The organism is Brevibacterium sp. ACRRH (assembly GCF_022346365.1).
In the GTDB taxonomy this organism is placed as follows: domain Bacteria; phylum Actinomycetota; class Actinomycetes; order Actinomycetales; family Brevibacteriaceae; genus Brevibacterium; species Brevibacterium paucivorans.
In genome coordinates, this window is record NZ_JAKRMN010000010.1 from 42,035 (window position 1) to 58,899 (window position 16,865).

General features: G+C 61.1%; 19 protein-coding genes. All 19 read right to left on the reverse strand.

The features are described 5' to 3' along the window. Positions 1 to 22: 22 nt before the first annotated feature. Genes MHX53_RS11845 through mihF form a run of 19 tightly spaced genes read right to left on the reverse strand, consistent with a single transcriptional unit; the run spans position 23 to position 16,864 of the window. On the reverse strand, positions 23 to 496 hold the full coding sequence (locus tag MHX53_RS11845; protein ID WP_239272585.1) for a Trp biosynthesis-associated membrane protein: 474 nt from the start codon (positions 494 to 496) through the stop codon (positions 23 to 25). Then, positions 493 to 2,010: an anthranilate synthase component I gene (trpE, locus tag MHX53_RS09940; RefSeq protein ID WP_343212369.1), complete on the reverse strand. Its 1,518-nt coding sequence runs from the start codon at positions 2,008 to 2,010 to the stop codon at positions 493 to 495. The genes MHX53_RS11845 and trpE overlap by 4 nt, the downstream gene beginning before the upstream one ends. Continuing rightward, entirely contained in the window at positions 1,994 to 2,341 is a 348-nt protein-coding gene (hisI, locus tag MHX53_RS09945) for a phosphoribosyl-AMP cyclohydrolase (protein ID WP_239272588.1), read from the reverse strand. Before hisI ends, trpE begins: the two co-directional genes overlap by 17 nt. Beyond that, positions 2,338 to 3,099, reverse strand: a complete 762-nt coding sequence (gene hisF, locus MHX53_RS09950) for an imidazole glycerol phosphate synthase subunit HisF (protein WP_239272590.1) — start codon at positions 3,097 to 3,099, stop codon at positions 2,338 to 2,340. Before hisF ends, hisI begins: the two co-directional genes overlap by 4 nt. Next, complete coding sequence (locus tag MHX53_RS09955) at positions 3,099 to 4,601, reverse strand: acetyl-CoA carboxylase carboxyltransferase subunit alpha/beta (RefSeq protein ID WP_239272591.1); 1,503 nt, start codon at positions 4,599 to 4,601, stop codon at positions 3,099 to 3,101. Before MHX53_RS09955 ends, hisF begins: the two co-directional genes overlap by 1 nt. Next, entirely contained in the window at positions 4,598 to 5,776 is a 1,179-nt protein-coding gene (locus MHX53_RS09960) for a CaiB/BaiF CoA-transferase family protein (RefSeq protein WP_204515952.1), read from the reverse strand. Before MHX53_RS09960 ends, MHX53_RS09955 begins: the two co-directional genes overlap by 4 nt. Further along, positions 5,773 to 6,180 (reverse strand): PH domain-containing protein, encoded by a 408-nt coding sequence (locus tag MHX53_RS09965; protein ID WP_204515951.1) that lies wholly within the window; start codon positions 6,178 to 6,180, stop codon positions 5,773 to 5,775. Before MHX53_RS09965 ends, MHX53_RS09960 begins: the two co-directional genes overlap by 4 nt. Positions 6,181 to 6,199: 19 nt before the next feature. Then, positions 6,200 to 7,054: an ATP phosphoribosyltransferase gene (hisG, locus tag MHX53_RS09970; protein ID WP_239272593.1), complete on the reverse strand. Its 855-nt coding sequence runs from the start codon at positions 7,052 to 7,054 to the stop codon at positions 6,200 to 6,202. Positions 7,055 to 7,065: 11 nt separating this feature from the next. Further along, positions 7,066 to 7,329: a phosphoribosyl-ATP diphosphatase gene (locus tag MHX53_RS09975; RefSeq protein WP_239272595.1), complete on the reverse strand. Its 264-nt coding sequence runs from the start codon at positions 7,327 to 7,329 to the stop codon at positions 7,066 to 7,068. A 9-nt stretch (positions 7,330 to 7,338) separates the two neighbouring features. Then, entirely contained in the window at positions 7,339 to 8,007 is a 669-nt protein-coding gene (gene pnuC, locus MHX53_RS09980) for a nicotinamide riboside transporter PnuC (RefSeq protein WP_239272597.1), read from the reverse strand. Further along, positions 8,004 to 8,657 (reverse strand): ribulose-phosphate 3-epimerase, encoded by a 654-nt coding sequence (rpe, locus tag MHX53_RS09985; RefSeq protein ID WP_239272599.1) that lies wholly within the window; start codon positions 8,655 to 8,657, stop codon positions 8,004 to 8,006. The genes pnuC and rpe overlap by 4 nt, the downstream gene beginning before the upstream one ends. A 3-nt stretch (positions 8,658 to 8,660) precedes the next feature. After that, positions 8,661 to 10,178 (reverse strand): transcription antitermination factor NusB, encoded by a 1,518-nt coding sequence (locus MHX53_RS09990; RefSeq protein ID WP_239272601.1) that lies wholly within the window; start codon positions 10,176 to 10,178, stop codon positions 8,661 to 8,663. Position 10,179: 1 nt separating this feature from the next. Continuing rightward, the gene (gene fmt, locus MHX53_RS09995; protein WP_239272603.1) at positions 10,180 to 11,091 is read right to left on the reverse strand and encodes a methionyl-tRNA formyltransferase; all 912 of its coding nucleotides are present in this window, start codon (positions 11,089 to 11,091) and stop codon (positions 10,180 to 10,182) included. Between the two features lie 10 nt (positions 11,092 to 11,101). Next, complete coding sequence (locus MHX53_RS10000; RefSeq protein ID WP_239272605.1) at positions 11,102 to 13,123, reverse strand: primosomal protein N'; 2,022 nt, start codon at positions 13,121 to 13,123, stop codon at positions 11,102 to 11,104. A 53-nt stretch (positions 13,124 to 13,176) separates the two neighbouring features. Further along, positions 13,177 to 14,361 (reverse strand): methionine adenosyltransferase, encoded by a 1,185-nt coding sequence (gene metK, locus MHX53_RS10005; protein ID WP_204515948.1) that lies wholly within the window; start codon positions 14,359 to 14,361, stop codon positions 13,177 to 13,179. A gap of 10 nt (positions 14,362 to 14,371) precedes the next feature. Then, positions 14,372 to 15,601, reverse strand: a complete 1,230-nt coding sequence (gene coaBC / locus MHX53_RS10010) for a bifunctional phosphopantothenoylcysteine decarboxylase/phosphopantothenate--cysteine ligase CoaBC (protein ID WP_239272607.1) — start codon at positions 15,599 to 15,601, stop codon at positions 14,372 to 14,374. Beyond that, on the reverse strand, positions 15,602 to 15,934 hold the full coding sequence (gene rpoZ, locus MHX53_RS10015) for a DNA-directed RNA polymerase subunit omega (RefSeq protein WP_239272609.1): 333 nt from the start codon (positions 15,932 to 15,934) through the stop codon (positions 15,602 to 15,604). A 43-nt stretch (positions 15,935 to 15,977) separates the two neighbouring features. After that, complete coding sequence (gene gmk, locus MHX53_RS10020) at positions 15,978 to 16,550, reverse strand: guanylate kinase (protein WP_204515945.1); 573 nt, start codon at positions 16,548 to 16,550, stop codon at positions 15,978 to 15,980. Beyond that, positions 16,547 to 16,864 carry an integration host factor, actinobacterial type gene (gene mihF / locus MHX53_RS10025; protein ID WP_204515944.1) on the reverse strand — a complete coding sequence of 106 codons (318 nt, stop codon included), beginning with the start codon at positions 16,862 to 16,864 and terminating at the stop codon, positions 16,547 to 16,549. Before mihF ends, gmk begins: the two co-directional genes overlap by 4 nt. Position 16,865: the final 1 nt, after the last annotated feature.

Here is a 16,865-nt window from a genome sequence, read left to right on the forward strand (position 1 = left end):
TTAGAAAACCGACCCGCCTGCATCATGTGGGGTCTTCTCCTCTGGTGAGCGCGTCCCAGTCGGAAACAGAGTCGGGCTCGTCGGTAGACGTGTGCGCGTCACGGTCGTACTTGTTGCGCGTGGTCCAGTTACCAGATCCGCGAGCAATGAACAGACTCAGTCCAGCCCCCAGAACACCCACGGCAAGGCCTGCCCACCGCAGAATGCCTGCATCGGTTTGAGCAACCGCAACAACAGCAAACACCATGGAGCTCAACGCGTACATCACAGCGACGACCCACCGGCCAAACCGCCCCACCATCGCAAGTAGAACAGCCAAAACAGCAGCCACCGCTGCCAAAGCAATGCCCACACGGTTCGTCACCGCCTCACTGCCCACATCCTGGACGCCCTCGGGTGTCTGATTCACGACCTCGGCGCCCCAATTCTGGGAACCCAGCACCCACATCACCCCGGCACACACAAGCAGGGCCACCACGGCGGTTGAGCGTTTCACTCGTCCTCCCCGCGTGTCCCCACAGAACCGAGGGTGTTCGCGGCCGCGCCGGCGTTGAGCACGGAGGCGGCCTTGTTTTTCGATTCCGTGAGTTCTGATTCTGGATCGGAGTCGGCCACGATTCCGGCGCCGGCGTACACCGTGAGTGTGCCTGCGCGCATGACACCGGTGCGGATCGCGATCGCCAAGTCCAGGTCACCCGCGAAACTCATGTACCCCACGACCCCGCCATACACGTTGCGGGAGACGGTTTCGAGTTCGTCAATGATCCGAAGGGCCGACGGCTTGGGAGCCCCTGACAGCGTGCCGGCGGGAAACGTGGCCTTGACGACGTCCACGCCCGTCACACCGTCGCGCAACTGACCCGTGACCGTGGATCCGATGTGCATGATGGTGCTGTACCGTTCAATCTCCATGTATTCGACCACGTCAACGGTCCCGGGAACACACACTTTGGCCAGGTCGTTGCGCGCAAGATCCACCAACATGAGGTGTTCAGCGCGTTCCTTCTCATCAGCCAAGAGCTCGCGAGCCAGCGCGGCGTCCTGCGCATCCGTAGTGCCACGTGGGCGCGACCCCGCAATGGGGTGGGTAACAACTTCAGAGTCTTTCACGGTCACCAACGCTTCCGGGGACGAGCCGACGACAGTGAAGTCGTCGCCGTCGACTCCCGGCATGTTCATGATGTACATGAACTGGCTGGGGTTGGTGTTGCGCAACATGCGGTACACGTCAAGTGGTGTGGCGTCCACGTCCATGTCGAATCGCTGCCCCAGCACCACTTGGAAAATATCGCCGTCGACAATCCGCTTCTTCGCTTCGTCGATCGCTGCCAAGTAATCCGCGGGTTCCGTCCTGTACGAGACCTCTGGGGTGGGTCGCGTGTAGACGCTCAAGGACGGGTCGCTGGGCGTGTTGATATCGGCCAGCAGACGTTCAACCCGCTCAACCCCACGTTGATAGGCCACTTCGATACCGGACTCTTCACCGTTGACGTTGACTACGTTGGCAACCAACGTGAGCTCGTTGGTGTAGTGGTCTACGATCACCACGTCGCCGGGAATCGACATGGACAGTTCTGGAAGCGCGTCCTCGCGCAATGGGCTGGGCCCCAGGTTTTCAATGCGCCGGATAATGTCCCAACCCAAGTACCCCACTAAGGACGAAATCATGGGCGGCAAAGATGGGTGCGCAGCCGCCTGCAGAAGCTCGAGCACATCTTCCACTACTGACAACGGGTCACCCTGCGTAGGCGCACCTTCGGGAACCTCGCCCAACCACACGACCTCACCGTTGGCGTCAGCAGTGATGGTGGCCAGAGGGTTACGCCCCACAAAGGAATAGCGCGACCACGTCCCGTTTGAAGCGGACTCAAGCAGGAACTCGCCGGGGTTGCCTCGTGTGATCTTGCGGTACACCGACAGTGGCGTTTCGTTGTCAGCCAACACGGTGGCGTACACCGGGACGATCCTGTGTTTATCGCCTAAGCGCGTGAACTCACTCAGTGACGTCATCTGCATTGAGCCTTCTTCCTGTGAAGCACGTGGGTGTGAGCGTGTGGCATGCGGCCCCGGTCTGTTCAACTTCGAGAAGAACGGTATCAGCGTCACAATCCACGTGCACGCTCACTACCTTCTGCGTGTGCCCGGAGGTTTCACCTTTCACCCAGAGCTGTTGTCGTGACCGTGACCAGTACGTGGCCTTGCCCGTTGTCAGAGTCAGCCGCAGGGCCTCTTCGTTCATCCAGGCGAGCATGAGCACGTCCTTTGTGTGCGTGTCTTGCACGACTGCAGGCACCAGCCCTTGAGGACCGTAGGACACGTTCGCTACTGAAATTTCACTCATCGAACGTCGATTCCTTCGCGTTTCAGTTCCGCTTTCACGTCCCCAATCGTGAAGTCCCCAAAGTGGAACACGCTCGCTGCGAGCACGGCGTCGGCTCCTGCGCGAATCGCCGGCGCAAAGTGTTCGACCGCGCCGGCCCCACCGGAGGCGATGAGTGGCAGGTCCACGACCTGGCGTGCCTGTTCGATCATCTCGAGGTCGAATCCCTTTTTGGTGCCGTCTGCATCCATGCTGTTGAGCAAGATTTCGCCGGCTCCCAGATCCTGGGCTCGCGCCAACCACTCCAGCGCGTCGATCCCCGTTCCCGTGCGCCCGCCGTGCGTGGTGACTTCCATGCCCGAGGTGGTTGCGGGTGATCTGCGAACGTCGGCTGACAGCCCCAATACTTGGTTGCCAAAGCGCCTGGCGATCTCCGAGATGAGTTCGGGTCGTGCGATAGCAGCCGTGTTCACCCCCACTTTGTCAGCACCTTCGCGCAACATCCGGTCGACGTCGTCACACGACCGGATGCCACCGCCCACGGCGAATGGGATGAAGATTTCTTGGGCCACCTGGTTGACCATGTCATATGTGGGTGCGCGCCCAGCACTCGACGCGGTGACGTCGAGGAACACCAGTTCGTCGGCGCCTTCAGCCGCGTAGGCGCGGGCACATTCGATGGGGTCTCCGGCGTCGCGGAGGTCCATGAAGTTCACGCCCTTGACCACTCGACCGTCTTTGACGTCGAGGCACGGAATGACACGAGCTGCGAGCGACATTACAGCCCCAGTGCCCGGTACCGGTCCAGACGCTGGCCGTAGCGTCGGTGGATGGGTTTGCGCATGAGGTCGATGATTTCGTACTCGAGAGCTGATGCCACCCGCTTGACGAACTCTTGCGGCTCATCGGTTGCGTCGGGCTTTTCCGCAATAATGCGGTCGGCAATTCCGTTGGCTTTCAAGTGTTCCGCCTGCACCTTTTGGTACTGCGCCATCTCGGCAGCGTGTTCGGTGTCCCGGTACACAATCGCCGAGGCCCCTTCCGGCGGAAGCGGCGACAACCATCCGTTTTGCGCGGTGAGAACCCGGTCGGTTGGGATGAGTGCGAGTGCTCCGCCGCCGGATCCTTCACCCATGATGAGTGACACGGTGGGCGCTTTGAGTGTCACCAAGTCCGATAGCGATCGCGCGATTTCACCTGCGAGTCCACCTTCTTCGGCCGCCTTCGACAGCGCCGCACCGGGCGTGTCGATGACGGTGACAAGAGGGATGTGCAGTTCACCAGCCAGGGCCATTCCGCGGCGGGCCTGGCGAAGTGCCGCCGGGCCCATGGGTTCGTGGCTGCGCTGACGTCGCCGGTCTTGTCCCAGCACGATCGCGGGCGCAGACCCAAAGCGAGCCAGAGCCAGGAGCAGACCTCGGTCACTTTCACCTTGGCCGGTTCCAGACAGTGGCACTACATCGCTGGCACCCCACCGCAGGAGTTCACGCACACCGGGCCGGTCTGGGTTGCGCGACGCGGTGATGATGTCCCACGCGCGCGTGTCTTGGGGCTCAATTTCCGGGGCCGTGTGTGGGTCGGCTACGGGGCTGGGGACTTCGCGGGCACCCATGAGGATTCCCAGAACCTTGGAGACGGTCTCCGGAATCCGTTCGGGCCCAATGATTCCGTCGATAATTCCGTGGCGGTGCAGATTGTCCGAGGTCTGCACGCCTTCCGGGAATTTCTGGTTGTAGATCTGTTCGTACACGCGCGGACCCAGGAATCCCACGAGTGCTCCCGGTTCGGCCACGGTGAAGTGTCCCAACGATCCCCAGGAGGCGAACACACCGCCGGTTGTGGGGTGGCGCAGGTACACCAGGAATGGCAGACCTGCTTTGCGGTGAGCGTGGACGGCCGCGGTGATCTTGACCATCGAGAGGAACGCAACTGTTCCTTCTTGCATGCGCGTCCCGCCCGATGCCGGCCCAGCCAGAACCGGGAGCCCTTCGGCCGTTGCGCGCTCAATCGCTTGCACTAAACGTTCGGCTGCCGCCACACCGATCGAGCCGGCGAGGAACCGGAATTCACACGCGACCAGGGCCACGCGCCGGCCTTTCACCAGGCCTTCGCCGGTGACAACGGCTTCGTCGACCCCGGACTTCTCACGTGCCGCCTCGAGGTCGGCTGCGTAGTCCTCGGAGATTCCTCCGGCGGGAACTATTGGTTCTTCGTCCCAGCTTTGGAACGTGCCTGGGTCTACAACGATGTCGAGGAGTTCGGAAACTGAGAGGCGTTTCATGCTTCCTCGATCCATGCGCGGATCTTCTCGTCATCCGCGTTGAGAAGAGGAGGAGCCTGGTGCTCAAGGCGGGTGGTTTCGGTTTCGGCTCCCCCGTCCACGTCAAAGAACCGGATGGCTGGACCGGGCAGATCGATGTCGCCCAGCACTGGGTGGTCAACGGAGATCTTGAGGTGCTGGGACAGAGCCTGCTCCCATTCATACACCTCGGGAAGGGTGCGTACCTTCCCCGCAGGGATACCGGCCTCGGAGAGCTTCTCAAGCAACTCCTGAGCCGGGTACTGCCCAAACTTCTCTTCCACGGCCGCGGTCACAGCGGGACGGTTGGTCACACGTTCGGTGTTGGTCGCCATCCCTTCGGCACCCGCGTCCAAGCCAAAAGCGTCACAGAACTTCTGCCACAGGCGTTCATTGCCCACCGAGATCTGCACCGCACCGTCCTTGCAGTTGAACATGCCGTAAGGCGAAATCGACGGGTGGTGGTTACCACCGGGCAGCGGGGTCTCGTGTGCCACGGTTGCGCGGGTTCCCTGGAAGGCGTGAACGCCCACCATGCCAGAAATGAGCGAGGTGCGCACCACCTTGCCCTGCCCCGTGCGCTCGCGCTCCAGCAGGGCCGCCAAAACACCCAGGGTTCCGTGGATACCTGCCAGAAGGTCCGCAATGGGGACACCCACGCGCTGCATGTTGTCCTTATCGGGTCCGGTCAGGCTCATGAGCCCGGCTTCACCTTGCGCGATCTGGTCGTAGCCCGCACGCATCGCTTCGGGGCCGTCGTGGCCAAAGCCGGTGATCTGCAGAATCACCAGGCGCGGGTTGATTTCGTGCAGCTGTTCGGTCGAAAAGCCCAGACGCGCAAGAACGCCTACGCGGAAGTTTTCAATGAGAACATCGGCTTTGCGAATGAGCTTGGTGAGGACGTCTTTTCCGTCGTCGCTCTTGAGGTCCAGAGCAATGGATTCCTTGTTGCGGTTACATGACAAGAAATACGTGGCTTGCTGGTTGTCTTCCGGTCCCACAAAGGGTGGGCCCCATGAGCGCGTGTCGTCTCCGGCAGCCGGGTTTTCGACTTTGATGACCCGTGCTCCCAAGTCGCCGAACAATTGTCCCGCGTGCGGGCCAGCCAGTGCGCGTGAGAGGTCTACAACGGTGTATCCGGTCAGTGGTCCTGTCATTGCTCGCCTTTCGTGTTGGTTTCGATGAGTGTACGTAATCGGTTGATCTCGCTCCGCGCCCGCCCAGCATCTGAGTGTTGGATGGCCATGACCGAGGTGGTTGTTCCGTCATTGAGGTCCAAGACTGCCCAGGAGGAACTTAAGGGCAGGTGGGCGTCGATGATTTGGTTCCACTCGTAGAAGTGAGTGGAGAAGATGTTGCGGACGGTGAGGCCTGTGGGGCTGGGGCGCGCTTCAATTGCTCCCACACGCCACACAACGAACCCGAAGAGCAGTCCAAGCAGGTTCATCCACACGATGTCGTAGCCGTGCCAAGACTTCCATTCAATGACCGTTAAAGCAATCGAGAGTGCCAGATAGGCCAGCACCACAATAGGTGCGAGCGTGAAACACAGCGCACGCACCTTGCGAGCTCTAAAGGGTTTAAATTCTGCAGGCACCAATGTTGGTCACCAGAATCGCGCGAGCCCCAACGTCGTACAGCTTGTCCATGACTGCGTGAACGTCCTTGGTTTTAATCATGGAGCGCACCGCGCACCATTCGGGGTCTTGCAGAGTCGAGACCGTGGGGCTTTCCAGCCCCGGGGTGAGCTCGGTTGCGCGTTCTAAGTCTTTAACCCGGATGTCGTAGTCCATCATGACGTAGGTGCGTGCAACGCTCACGGATTTGAGGCGACGCAGAAGCACGTGGGCGCGTTCGGGAAGGTCTTTGTCTTCCACTCCGTCGCGCGCGATGAGAACCCCTTGCGAATGCATGATGGGTTCCCCAAAGGTTTCTAAACCGGCTTGTCGCAGGGTCGAACCGGTTTCGACGACATCGGCGATAGCGTCGGCGACACCCAGTTCAATCGACACTTCCACGGCGCCGTCGAGCTTGACGGTGTGGGCGTTGACACCGTGTTCGTCCAGGTGCCGTTTCACCAACGTGGGGAAACTGGTGGCGATGCGTTTGCCTTCCAGGTCGTGCACACTGCTGAAGGTCCCGGGGAGCGATGCGTAGTGGAACCTGGAAGCACCAAAACCCAATTCCATGATCTGGTGGGCGTCCGCTGCCGATTCGGCCAACAGGTCACGCCCTGTGATGCCCAAGTCCAGGATCCCCGAACCTACATACACCGCGATGTCGCGCGGGCGCAGGTAAAAGAATTCCACGTCGTTTTCGCTGTCGCGGTGAACTAGCGTCTTGGTGTTGGATCGCAGATGGTAACCAGCTTCTCGCAGCATGTGCGCGGACGCTTCTGACAACGCACCCTTATTGGGTACGGCAATTCGCAACATGGGATCTCCTGCTAGAGCTGTTTGTACACGTCTTCTGGGTTGACACCTTTTGCGAGCATCATGACCTGGACGTGGTAAATGAGCTGGGCCGCTTCGGCGGTGAATTCTTCGACGGTTTCGTGTTCGGCAGCCATCCACACCTCGGCGGCTTCTTCCACGATCTTCTTCCCGATCGCATGGACCCCAGCGGCGTGTTCTTTCACGGTTGAGGAGTCCGGGTCCCCTGTTTCAACTTTGTGCTGAAGTTCTGCAAAAAGCTCGTCAAAAGTCTTCACGCCTTCATGCTAGTACACGTCATCTGACGTGAATGTGGTGGCCCGAGATGAGGGATGGGTCACGGTCTGCCGGCTCCGTTTTGCCCAGTCCACGATTCCCACGATCACCATAATGAGGAAGATGAAGTACACAATCCCGGAAAACAGCAGCCCGCCCATGATGGCCAGGGGAATTCCCACCAGGTCAACTGCCAGCCAAACGAACCAGAATTCGACGACGGCTTTTCCTTGCGCGTACATGGCTACCAGTGAGCCCACGAAGATGTATGCGTCGGGGAACGGGTTCCACGACCAGTTGCCCAGGTGCAAAATGTATCCGAAGCCCAGGGTGCCCACGAGCAGGGCGGCCACTAGCACCACGCGTTCGCGGGTGGTTGCCCAGCGCACGCGCACTTCACCGGATTCTTCGCGGCTCTTCTTCCACGTCATCCATCCCCACACCGCGGCGATGATGATGACCACTTGGCGACTCGCATTACCGCCCAAGTGAGCGGACACCGACGCAGAAAACAGGAGCACTGATCCTAGGATCTGCACCGGCCACGACAAAATGTTGCGTTTAAGCGCCAGGTACACGGTCAAAAGGGCGAAGATGTTGCCCAGGAAGTCTGACCACGGGACCGGTTTGCCCAGCAGTTCAAAAACCGGCGTGTTGAGCCATGTGAAAAGTCCCATCATTGGTGAGCCAGTGCTTGGTCGCGCAGTTCGTCGATCGTGGCTGCGGGGTTTTCGGTTCCGTACACGGCAGAACCTGCGACAAAAACGTTGGCCCCGGCTTCGACTGCTTGGTCCAAGGTTGAAGCTGAGATTCCGCCATCAACTTGGATGTTGACTTTCATGTTCTGCTCGGAGATCGCTGCACGCAGACGCTTCACCTTGGGCAGGCACACGTCCAGGAACTTCTGGCCGCCAAAGCCTGGCTCCACCGTCATGATGAGCACTTGATCGAACTCCCCTAACAGGTCGAACAGCGGCTCGACTGGGGTGGCCGGCTTGATTGCCACCGAGGCTTGCGCACCCAGACGGCGGAGTTCCCGGGCTAAACGCACGGGAGCGGCAGCGGCTTCGAGGTGGAACGTCACGGATTCGCACCCCATTTCTGCGTACACGGGTGCGTTGCGGTCGGCGTCGGCGATCATGAGGTGAGCATCGATGGGAACCGGCGACACGGCTTTGATCCGTTCAACCACAGGAGGACCAAACGTCAGGTTGGGCACGAAGTGGTTGTCCATGACATCGACGTGGGCCATATCGGCATTGCTGATGCGCTTGAGTTCGGCTTCGAGGTTGGCAAAGTCGGCAGAAAGAATAGAAGGGTGAATCTTCACGGCTCAGTCTTTCTTCAGAAGGGCTAGGAACATTCCGTCGGTCGAGTGGATGTGCGGCCACAGTTGCACCACACGTCCGGAAGCTACGGTTGCTGATTCAAAAGTTTGGGCCGGCTTTCCAGACAGCTGGGCAACCACCTCGGGGGCGTCCATGACCGTCACCGGCTGCTTCTTCGCGATGTCTTCGACCACCATCAGAGTTTCTGCCACGTGCGGTGAGCACGTGGTGTAGGCAATGACCCCGCCGGATTTAGTGGCTTCGATCGCAGTACGCAGAAGATCGCGTTGCACTCCCCCAAGCGCGCCAATGTCGCTGGGTTTGCGACGCCAGCGGGCTTCGGGGCGACGTCGAAGTGCGCCGAGGCCGGAGCATGGCACGTCGACCAGCACCCTGGCGTACGTGTTGGGGTGGGCCGCCGCGAATTCGCGACCGTCGTCGTTAACTGCCTGCACGTTGTCGAACGCGCGGGTGGAGTCTTTCACGAGTTCCGTACGGTGTGCCGAGGCGTCGACCGCGTCCACCTTTTTGTTGCCCGCGTGCGCGGCCAGCACCGAGGTCTTTCCTCCTGGGCCTGCGCACAGGTCTAGCCATGGGTCAGAAGGGTCTTCGTGGGCTTCCGCTTCCACGAGCGCCAGGGCGACGAGCTGTGACCCTTCGTCCTGAACCCGGGCGTGCCCGCTGGCAACGGCATCCACGTGCGCGGGGTCGCCGTGGGTGAGGGTCACTCCGATGGGCGAGAGTTCGGTGGGTTCGCCGTGCTTCTGCGCTACCTGGTCGCGGGTTCCGTCCAGAACGGATAGGCACACGCGGGCAGGGGTGTTGTGGGCTTCGAGTAGTTGTGTGAGTTCCTCGGCGTTTCGCCCGTTGGCAACGAGTGCTTGGCGAAGTGACCGAATGATCCAGGCCGGGTGGGAGGTGGAGATTTCCAGGCGTTCGTCGTCGCTAAGCCCCTCAGTCACGACCTCGAGCCATTCTTCGCGGGACTTCTCCGTGATCCGGCGCAGAATCGCGTTGACGAACCCGGCGGCGCGGTTCGCAATCTTTGTGTCAGCGTTCTTGCTGATCACGCCCACGGTTTCAGAGACGGCAGCGTGATCTGCCACGCGCATGGCAAGAATCTGGTGAGCACCTAGACGCATCGCGTTGAGCACGGCGGCTTCGATCTGGTCAACGGGACGGTCAGACACTTTTTCGATGATGGCGTCGTAGAACCGTCTGGCACGCAGGGTTCCGTACGTCATTTCCGTACACATGGCCGCGTCCGGCCCACTCATGCGCGTGCGTTCAAGTTTGGCGGGCAACAACAAGTTCGCGTACGCATCGTTGAGGTCCACATCGCGCAGAACTTCCCACGCGATCACCCGGGGGTTCGCCTTGGGACGTTCCCGGTGACCCTGAAACTTCTTACCACCTCGGCCTCGGTTTCCACCGAACTCCTTACCACCTCGGCCACGGCCCTCTGAACCACGACCTCCGCGCGAGCCCCGCGAGTTATTCTTGCGATCTGATGCGTCTGTCACGTTACTGTCCTTCTACGTCAAACACGGCGTTGGCGTTGCCGCGCACAAAGTCGTGGGCGTCCATCATGGGTTTTCCAAACGGCTGGATGCGTTCTACCTGGACTGCGGTGGTTCCCGTTCCGATGAGAATCTGGCCGTCGAGTTCGCGGATCTCCCCTGCGGGAACCTGAACCTGGGTTTCGCTGAGCCCGGCGAGTTTGGTGCGTTTGCCGTCGATAGTTGACCACGGTCCGGGCATGGGTGAGACGCCGTGGCTGCGGGCCACGAGTTCGCGGGCCGGCAGGGCGAAGTTCAAGTGTGCATCTTGCGCGCTGAGTTTGGGCGCGTACGTCGCCTCGCCCGTTTGTGGTTCCAGAGTGGCGTCACCGTTTTCGAGTCGCGTGAGCGCTTCTGTCAGTTGCTGCGCTCCGGCGTGGGCGAACTCTTCGAGCATGTCGCCAGCGTCCTTGCTGGGTAGCGGGTATTCGCGTTGGTCCAGCACCGGCCCGGTGTCCATGCCCCGGTCCAGTTGGAACACGGTGAGGCCGGTTGTGGTGTCGCCGTTGATAAGCGCCCATTGCACGGGTGCGGCGCCGCGGTAAGCCGGGAGCACGGAGAAGTGCAGGTTGAACCAGCCGTGCGTGGGCAGCGAAAGCGCGTTGTCTTTCAAAAGCGCCCCGTAGGCCACAACGGCTCCGGCGTCTGGCTGGTACTGGGCTATGCGTTCACACACCTCGTCGTTGACCTGTGACGCTTCGATCACGTCGATTCCCGCATCGAGGGCCGCGGTTTTGACCGGGCTGGGGGTCATGATGCGTTTGCGTCCCACCGGCGCGTCGGGCCGGGTGAGCACGGCGACCACGTTGTGGTGTTCACGCAGGGCGTGGAGTGCGGGCACTGCGACGGATGGGGTTCCAGCAAAGACGATTCTCACGCCCTCCATGCTACAGGGCGTCGGGGTCGTCTATCCGGATGCGGGGGGCGGGTTTGCCGTGCATGATCGCCGAGGTGGTAATCCGCTTGAGAAGTTCCGTCACCTGGGCGGACGCGTGTCGTTCGATACCGATGACGGCGGTGATAGTTGCGTCGTCGTCTGTGCTGTTGCGTGTGTAGTGGGAGCGGGGTGGTCTTTCGCGTTCTTCGAACAGTTTCACCCCGTCGATGGCCTTCAGTTGAGCCAGCGTTTGGTCAACGACGGCGCGCGTCCCGGACACTTCACCGGTGCGTACCACGGGTGGCATGCCCAGTTCCTCGCGGATCTCGAGTTCGTGCTGAGCCCATCCCACGGGGTCGTAGTGGACAAGTGTGCGGATGATGTCGGGGTTTTCGTCCAGCACTAGGACGCGCCCGGGTGCGGGACGCACCAGGTTGACGGCTCGCATGCGACGGGCGATTGCGGTTTGGGTGGAGCGCAAACTGGGGCCGGGCCACAGCGTGTCAAAGAGCAGTGCCAGAGCGTACCCGCCTTCCGTGTACGGCTCAGCGCCGGTGGTGGCCACGACGATCTGTGGTTCGGGGTCCACGCGCGAAATAATCCGGTCACCGCCACTGCGCACAACAGGCACGCCGGGGAATGCGCGCCCCAGCTCGTAGTGGACGGTTTCTAAGCCTTGGCCGGCCGAACGGAATCGGGTCGACCCGCATTCGCACGTCACCTGGTCGATGCGGTTCCCGCACGCGGAACACGCAAACGGGCCGGTCACACTGGCCGCCTTGATGGGTGCTCCACATGAGCAGCGCACGGTTTCGCGGCACCGCTCACACACCACAAGCGTGATGTAGCCGGTGCGCGGAACTTGTACAAGCACCGGGCCCACAAGCCCTTGGGTTTTTGCACGGCCCAGGGCTTGGCGCATGAGGTCGAAGGCCCGTTCGGGTAGCGAAGAGAAATCGGCGATTGACCGGGTGAACCCCGAGTCCAGGACAACCGGGGTGAGTTCCCGCATCCGTGGGCGAGACAGCGTCACGTCACCCATCCACCCCGCGTCCACCAGGCGTTGCACGTCGACGCTACGTGCGTGATCAACGAACAGGGTGGCTACCTGCGTCTGCGCGACACGTTCACACACAACAGCTCTGGCATGGCAGTAAGGCGCCCTGGGTTCGATGAACGCGTCCTCATCGTCAAAACACATGACGATGAGACCCAAATCCGGCATGGGAACATACGCGCTGGCACGGGTGCCCACCACCACGCGCGCCTTCCCGGTCGCGGCTTTCACCCAGGCCGACCAGCGTGCTTGCGGGCCTTGTTCGTGCGTAAGCGTGACGGCAGCCGGGCCCAGCAACGACGTCACGGCTTCGACACTGGACTGGTCAGGCACCACGATAAGCACGGAGCGGTCAGCCGCGACGACCTCGGCGGTGGCCCGCAGGGCGGCATGCACCCACCCCAACCCGGGCCGCTCCCCCGGTGGCACCGCGAACGCCGCCCGAGGTCCGGGCACCTGCCCATCCGTCTGCACCCATGTGCGCAAGGCGGTGAGGAAGTCCGTTTCGCTGTCGGCTATGGGCGCGGGGAGGTCGGTGAAGGTGGGGGTCGCCGAGGTGTCCGCCCCTAACGCTGTCTTCTCGCCGCCCGCGTGGCGGGGTGGGATGGCGAGCCGGACTACGTCCGGGACAGTTCCCGCATACTTGTTCGCAAGCGAGGTACACAGGTCCAGAAGTTCGGGCGTGAGAACCGGCACGGGTGAGGTGACGCGCTCCAAGGCGTGGAGTTCGCCGTCGTGGTCGGTGGTGTCCGTGCGCGCCACGATGAACCCGCTCATGAGCCGGCCGGAAAACTTCACGCGCACCCGCGCACCCGGTTGGGCTTCGTCGTGCAAAGTATCTGTGACCGCGTAGTCGAACGTGCGCGCTAAGTGGGGCACGGGCGTTTCCAGGAGGACGGCCGCGACGGGTTGGGACGGCGCCGGGGTGAGTCCCCCACGTATCCGCAACTGGTGGTCGAAGCCGGGTAGTTCCATTCTTCGAGTCTAGTGGTTATCCCGGCGACGCCACCGCGGGCAGGGACCGTGGTTTAGATTGCTTGTGTGAGGGCTTCTGCGCGGTCGGTGTTTTCCCATGTGAATTCGGGAAGTTCGCGCCCAAAGTGACCGTACGTGCTGGTCAGGTTGTAGATGGGGCGGTTGAGCGCGAGTTCGCGAATGATGGCTGCCGGTCGCAGGTCGAACACTTCATCGATCGCTTTTTCGATGCGCGCGGGGTCTTCTTTTTCCGTGCCGAACGTTTCTACGTACAAGCCCACGGGGTGCGACTTCCCGATCGCGTAGGCCACCTGAACTTCAGCGCGGTCGGCCAGTCCGGCTGCCACGACGTTCTTGGCGACCCACCGCATCGCGTAGGCGCCCGAGCGGTCCACCTTGGACGGGTCCTTACCCGAGAACGCGCCACCTCCGTGACGGGCGAAACCGCCGTAGGTGTCCACGATGATCTTGCGGCCGGTGAGCCCCGCGTCGCCCATGGGGCCACCCACGGTGAAGGGCCCTGCGGGGTTGATCCAGAATTCCGTGCCCGAGGTGTCCAGCCCGGAGTCTGCCAAGATGGGGTTGATGACGTGTTCGCGGATGTCGCTTTCCAGCTGGCGGTGGTCGGTACCTTCCGCGTGCTGAGAGGACAGCACCACGCAGTCCACGCTCACGGCCTTGTCGCCGTCGTAACCGATCGTCACCTGAGTTTTGCCGTCGGGTCGCAGATAGTCCACGGTGCCGTTTTTACGCACTTCGGAGAGTCGTTGGGACATGCGGTGGGCCAGGTGGATGGGCATGGGCATGAGTTCAGAAGTCGCGTTGTCGGCGTATCCGAACATGAGTCCTTGGTCTCCAGCGCCCAGACGTTCCAGAGGGTCGTTTCCGCCGGCGCGGGCTTCGATCGAGGTGGTGACACCGTCGGAGATGTTAGTGGACTGCGAGCCGATCGACACGGTGACACCGCACGAGTGCCCGTCGAATCCCATGTCTGAGTTGGTGTATCCGATACCGGTGATGACGTCACGTGCAATCGTGGCCACATCGGCGTAGCCATCGGTAGTAACTTCACCGGCTACGTGAACGAGGCCGGTGGTGACCAGGGTTTCTACCGCGACACGGGACCGCTGGTCTTGCGCCAGCAGATTGTCCAGAACTGCGTCAGAAATCTGGTCGCAGATTTTGTCGGGGTGCCCTTCGGTAACCGATTCGGAAGTAAAGTAACGCAAGCTTTTCACGACAGACAGTCTAGCTGGGCAGCAACTGAGCTACCGACTCCATGACAACGCGTGACACTTCCTGCTTGGATCCTGAGGCGCGTACAAGCTCACGTACCTGGCTTCCGTCGCGCTCGTACACAATGACCGAGGTGGCATCGTCACCAAACACTGCCCCCTGCGCCACACTGTTAAACACAAGCGCACGGCATCCCTTGCGTAAGAGTTTTTGTTGAGCCAGGGTTTCGGGTGTGTCGTCGGCAGTACCCGTTTCGGCAGCGAAGCCCACAATGTTTTTTGTGTCACCGAACCGTGCGACAAGGTCTTTGAGGATGTCTGGATTCTGAACCAGGGACAGCGTCATGCCGTCATCGCCGGACTTCTTCATCTTGTGTTCAGCGATCTCTGCCGGCCGGTAGTCGGCCACGGCCGCTGCCATGATGATGAGGTCGGACTTTTCTCCGTGCGCCACACACTGCTCGTGAAGTTCCGCTGTGGTTTCGACTGGCACGATCGTGGCACGGCCACGGATGGGCTCAAGTACATCGCTGGCGATGTTTGCCGCACATACGGTCACGTGAGCGCCCATCTCCAGGGCAACCTGTGCCAAGGCAACGCCTTGTTTTCCTGAAGAGCGGTTGCCCAGGTAGCGCACGGGGTCCAGGGGTTCGCGGGTTCCACCGGCCGAAATCAACACGCGAGTTCCAGCGAGAGCGTGGTTTCCAACCGGAGGTGTCTCCCCCGCCTTCGAAAGCGCGTACTCAACGATTTCTGCTGGTTCGGGCAAACGCCCGGGGCCGGAGTCCGCTCCTGTCAGACGGCCCGATGCGGGTTCCATGACATGAGCACCGCGGTCGCGCAAGGTCGCAACGTTGTCTTGCGTGGCTGGGTTGAGCCACATTTCGGTGTGCATCGCCGGTACGTACACCACCGGGCAGGTGGTCACGAGCAGGGTGGCCGAGAGCATGTCGTTGCCCATGCCTGATCGGGCACGGGAAAGCAGATCGGCGGTTGCGGGCGCAACGATCACGAGGTCGGCGCTGTGTCCCACGTTGACGTGTTGCACTTCTTCGACGCGGTCAAACACGTCGGTGGCCACGGGTTGGCCTGACAGCGCTTCCCAGGTGGGGGCTCCCACGAACTTCAGGGCCGCCTCGGTGGGCACGACACGCACGCTGTGCCCTTGTTCTTTGAGCAACCGGACGACATGGCACGCTTTGTACGCGGCGATGCCCCCGGCGACTCCCAGAACGATATTCACTTAGGCTTCGACGTCCTGGTCAAAAGTGAAACCGAGGTCGTCGGTAGCAGAAGGTTCAGGTTCCGGAGTTGCGAAGTCGGCTTCGGTTGCCTCGCGGATGATGATCTTGTCTTCGTCGATTTCACGCAGTGCGATCGACAGAGGCTTCTCGTTGGGTTCTGGTGTCACCAGCGGACCCACGTTTTCGAGCAGACCTTCCTGGAGCTGTGCGTAGTACGCGTTGATCTGGCGTGCACGACGGGATGCTTCGATGACCAGTTCGTACTTGGATTCGGTCTTTTCGAGCAGGTCGTCGATAGGCGGGTTGGTGATGCCTTCAGGTTGAACGGACACTCATTCTCCATCTAGGTTTGCGGAACGCGATAGCAGTTCCGGCTCAGTTTTCGGGGTTGTCGATAGACAGCCCCATCAATGTTACTAGTTCTTGCGCCGCAGTTCTAACATCGTTGTTGACCACGGTGTGGTCAAACTCGTCTTCGGCAGCCAATTCGACTTTCGCGGTTTCTAAGCGCCGGGCTTGTTCCTCTTCTGATTCCGTGCCACGGCCCACGAGCCTGCGCACGAGTTCGTCCCAGCTGGGTGGGGCCAAGAAGATGAAGCGTGCTTCCGGCATGCGCTCCTTGACTTGGCGTGCTCCGGCAAGGTCGATCTCCAAAAGTGGATACTTACCTTCGTCCAACGCCTGCATGACCGGTTCTTTTGGTGTGCCGTACTGGTTACGGCCGTGGACCACAGCGGTTTCGAGCATTTGCCCGGACTTCACCATGTGGTCAAATTCAGCCGGCGACACGAACTGGTAATGCACACCGTCGATCTCACCGGGCCGCGGGTCACGGGTGGTAGCCGAAACGGAGAACCACACGTGGGGAAAGTGTTCCCGGATATACGCACCAACGGTGCCTTTACCTACCGCGGAAGGTCCAGTGAGAACGGTGAGTCGTGGTGTCATGCGTTGTCGAATTTCTCCAAGAGTGCTGCTTTTTGGTGGATACCCAGGCCTTTGATGCGACGCGACAGGGCGATCCCTACTTCTTCCATGATCCCATGTGCGCGTCGCTCCCCTACACCCGGGATGGACCTGAGTAGGTCAACGACCTTCATCTTGCTCAATGCTTCGTCGACAACAGCTTTGTCCAAAACTGTCTTCAAAGATGTCTTTCCCTCTTTGAGTTCAGCTTTGATTCTTGCGCGGGCTTGTCGAGCCTGGAATGCCTTTTCCAGAGCTGCTGACCGTTGTTCTGGTGTCAATGGTTCTAGTGCCACC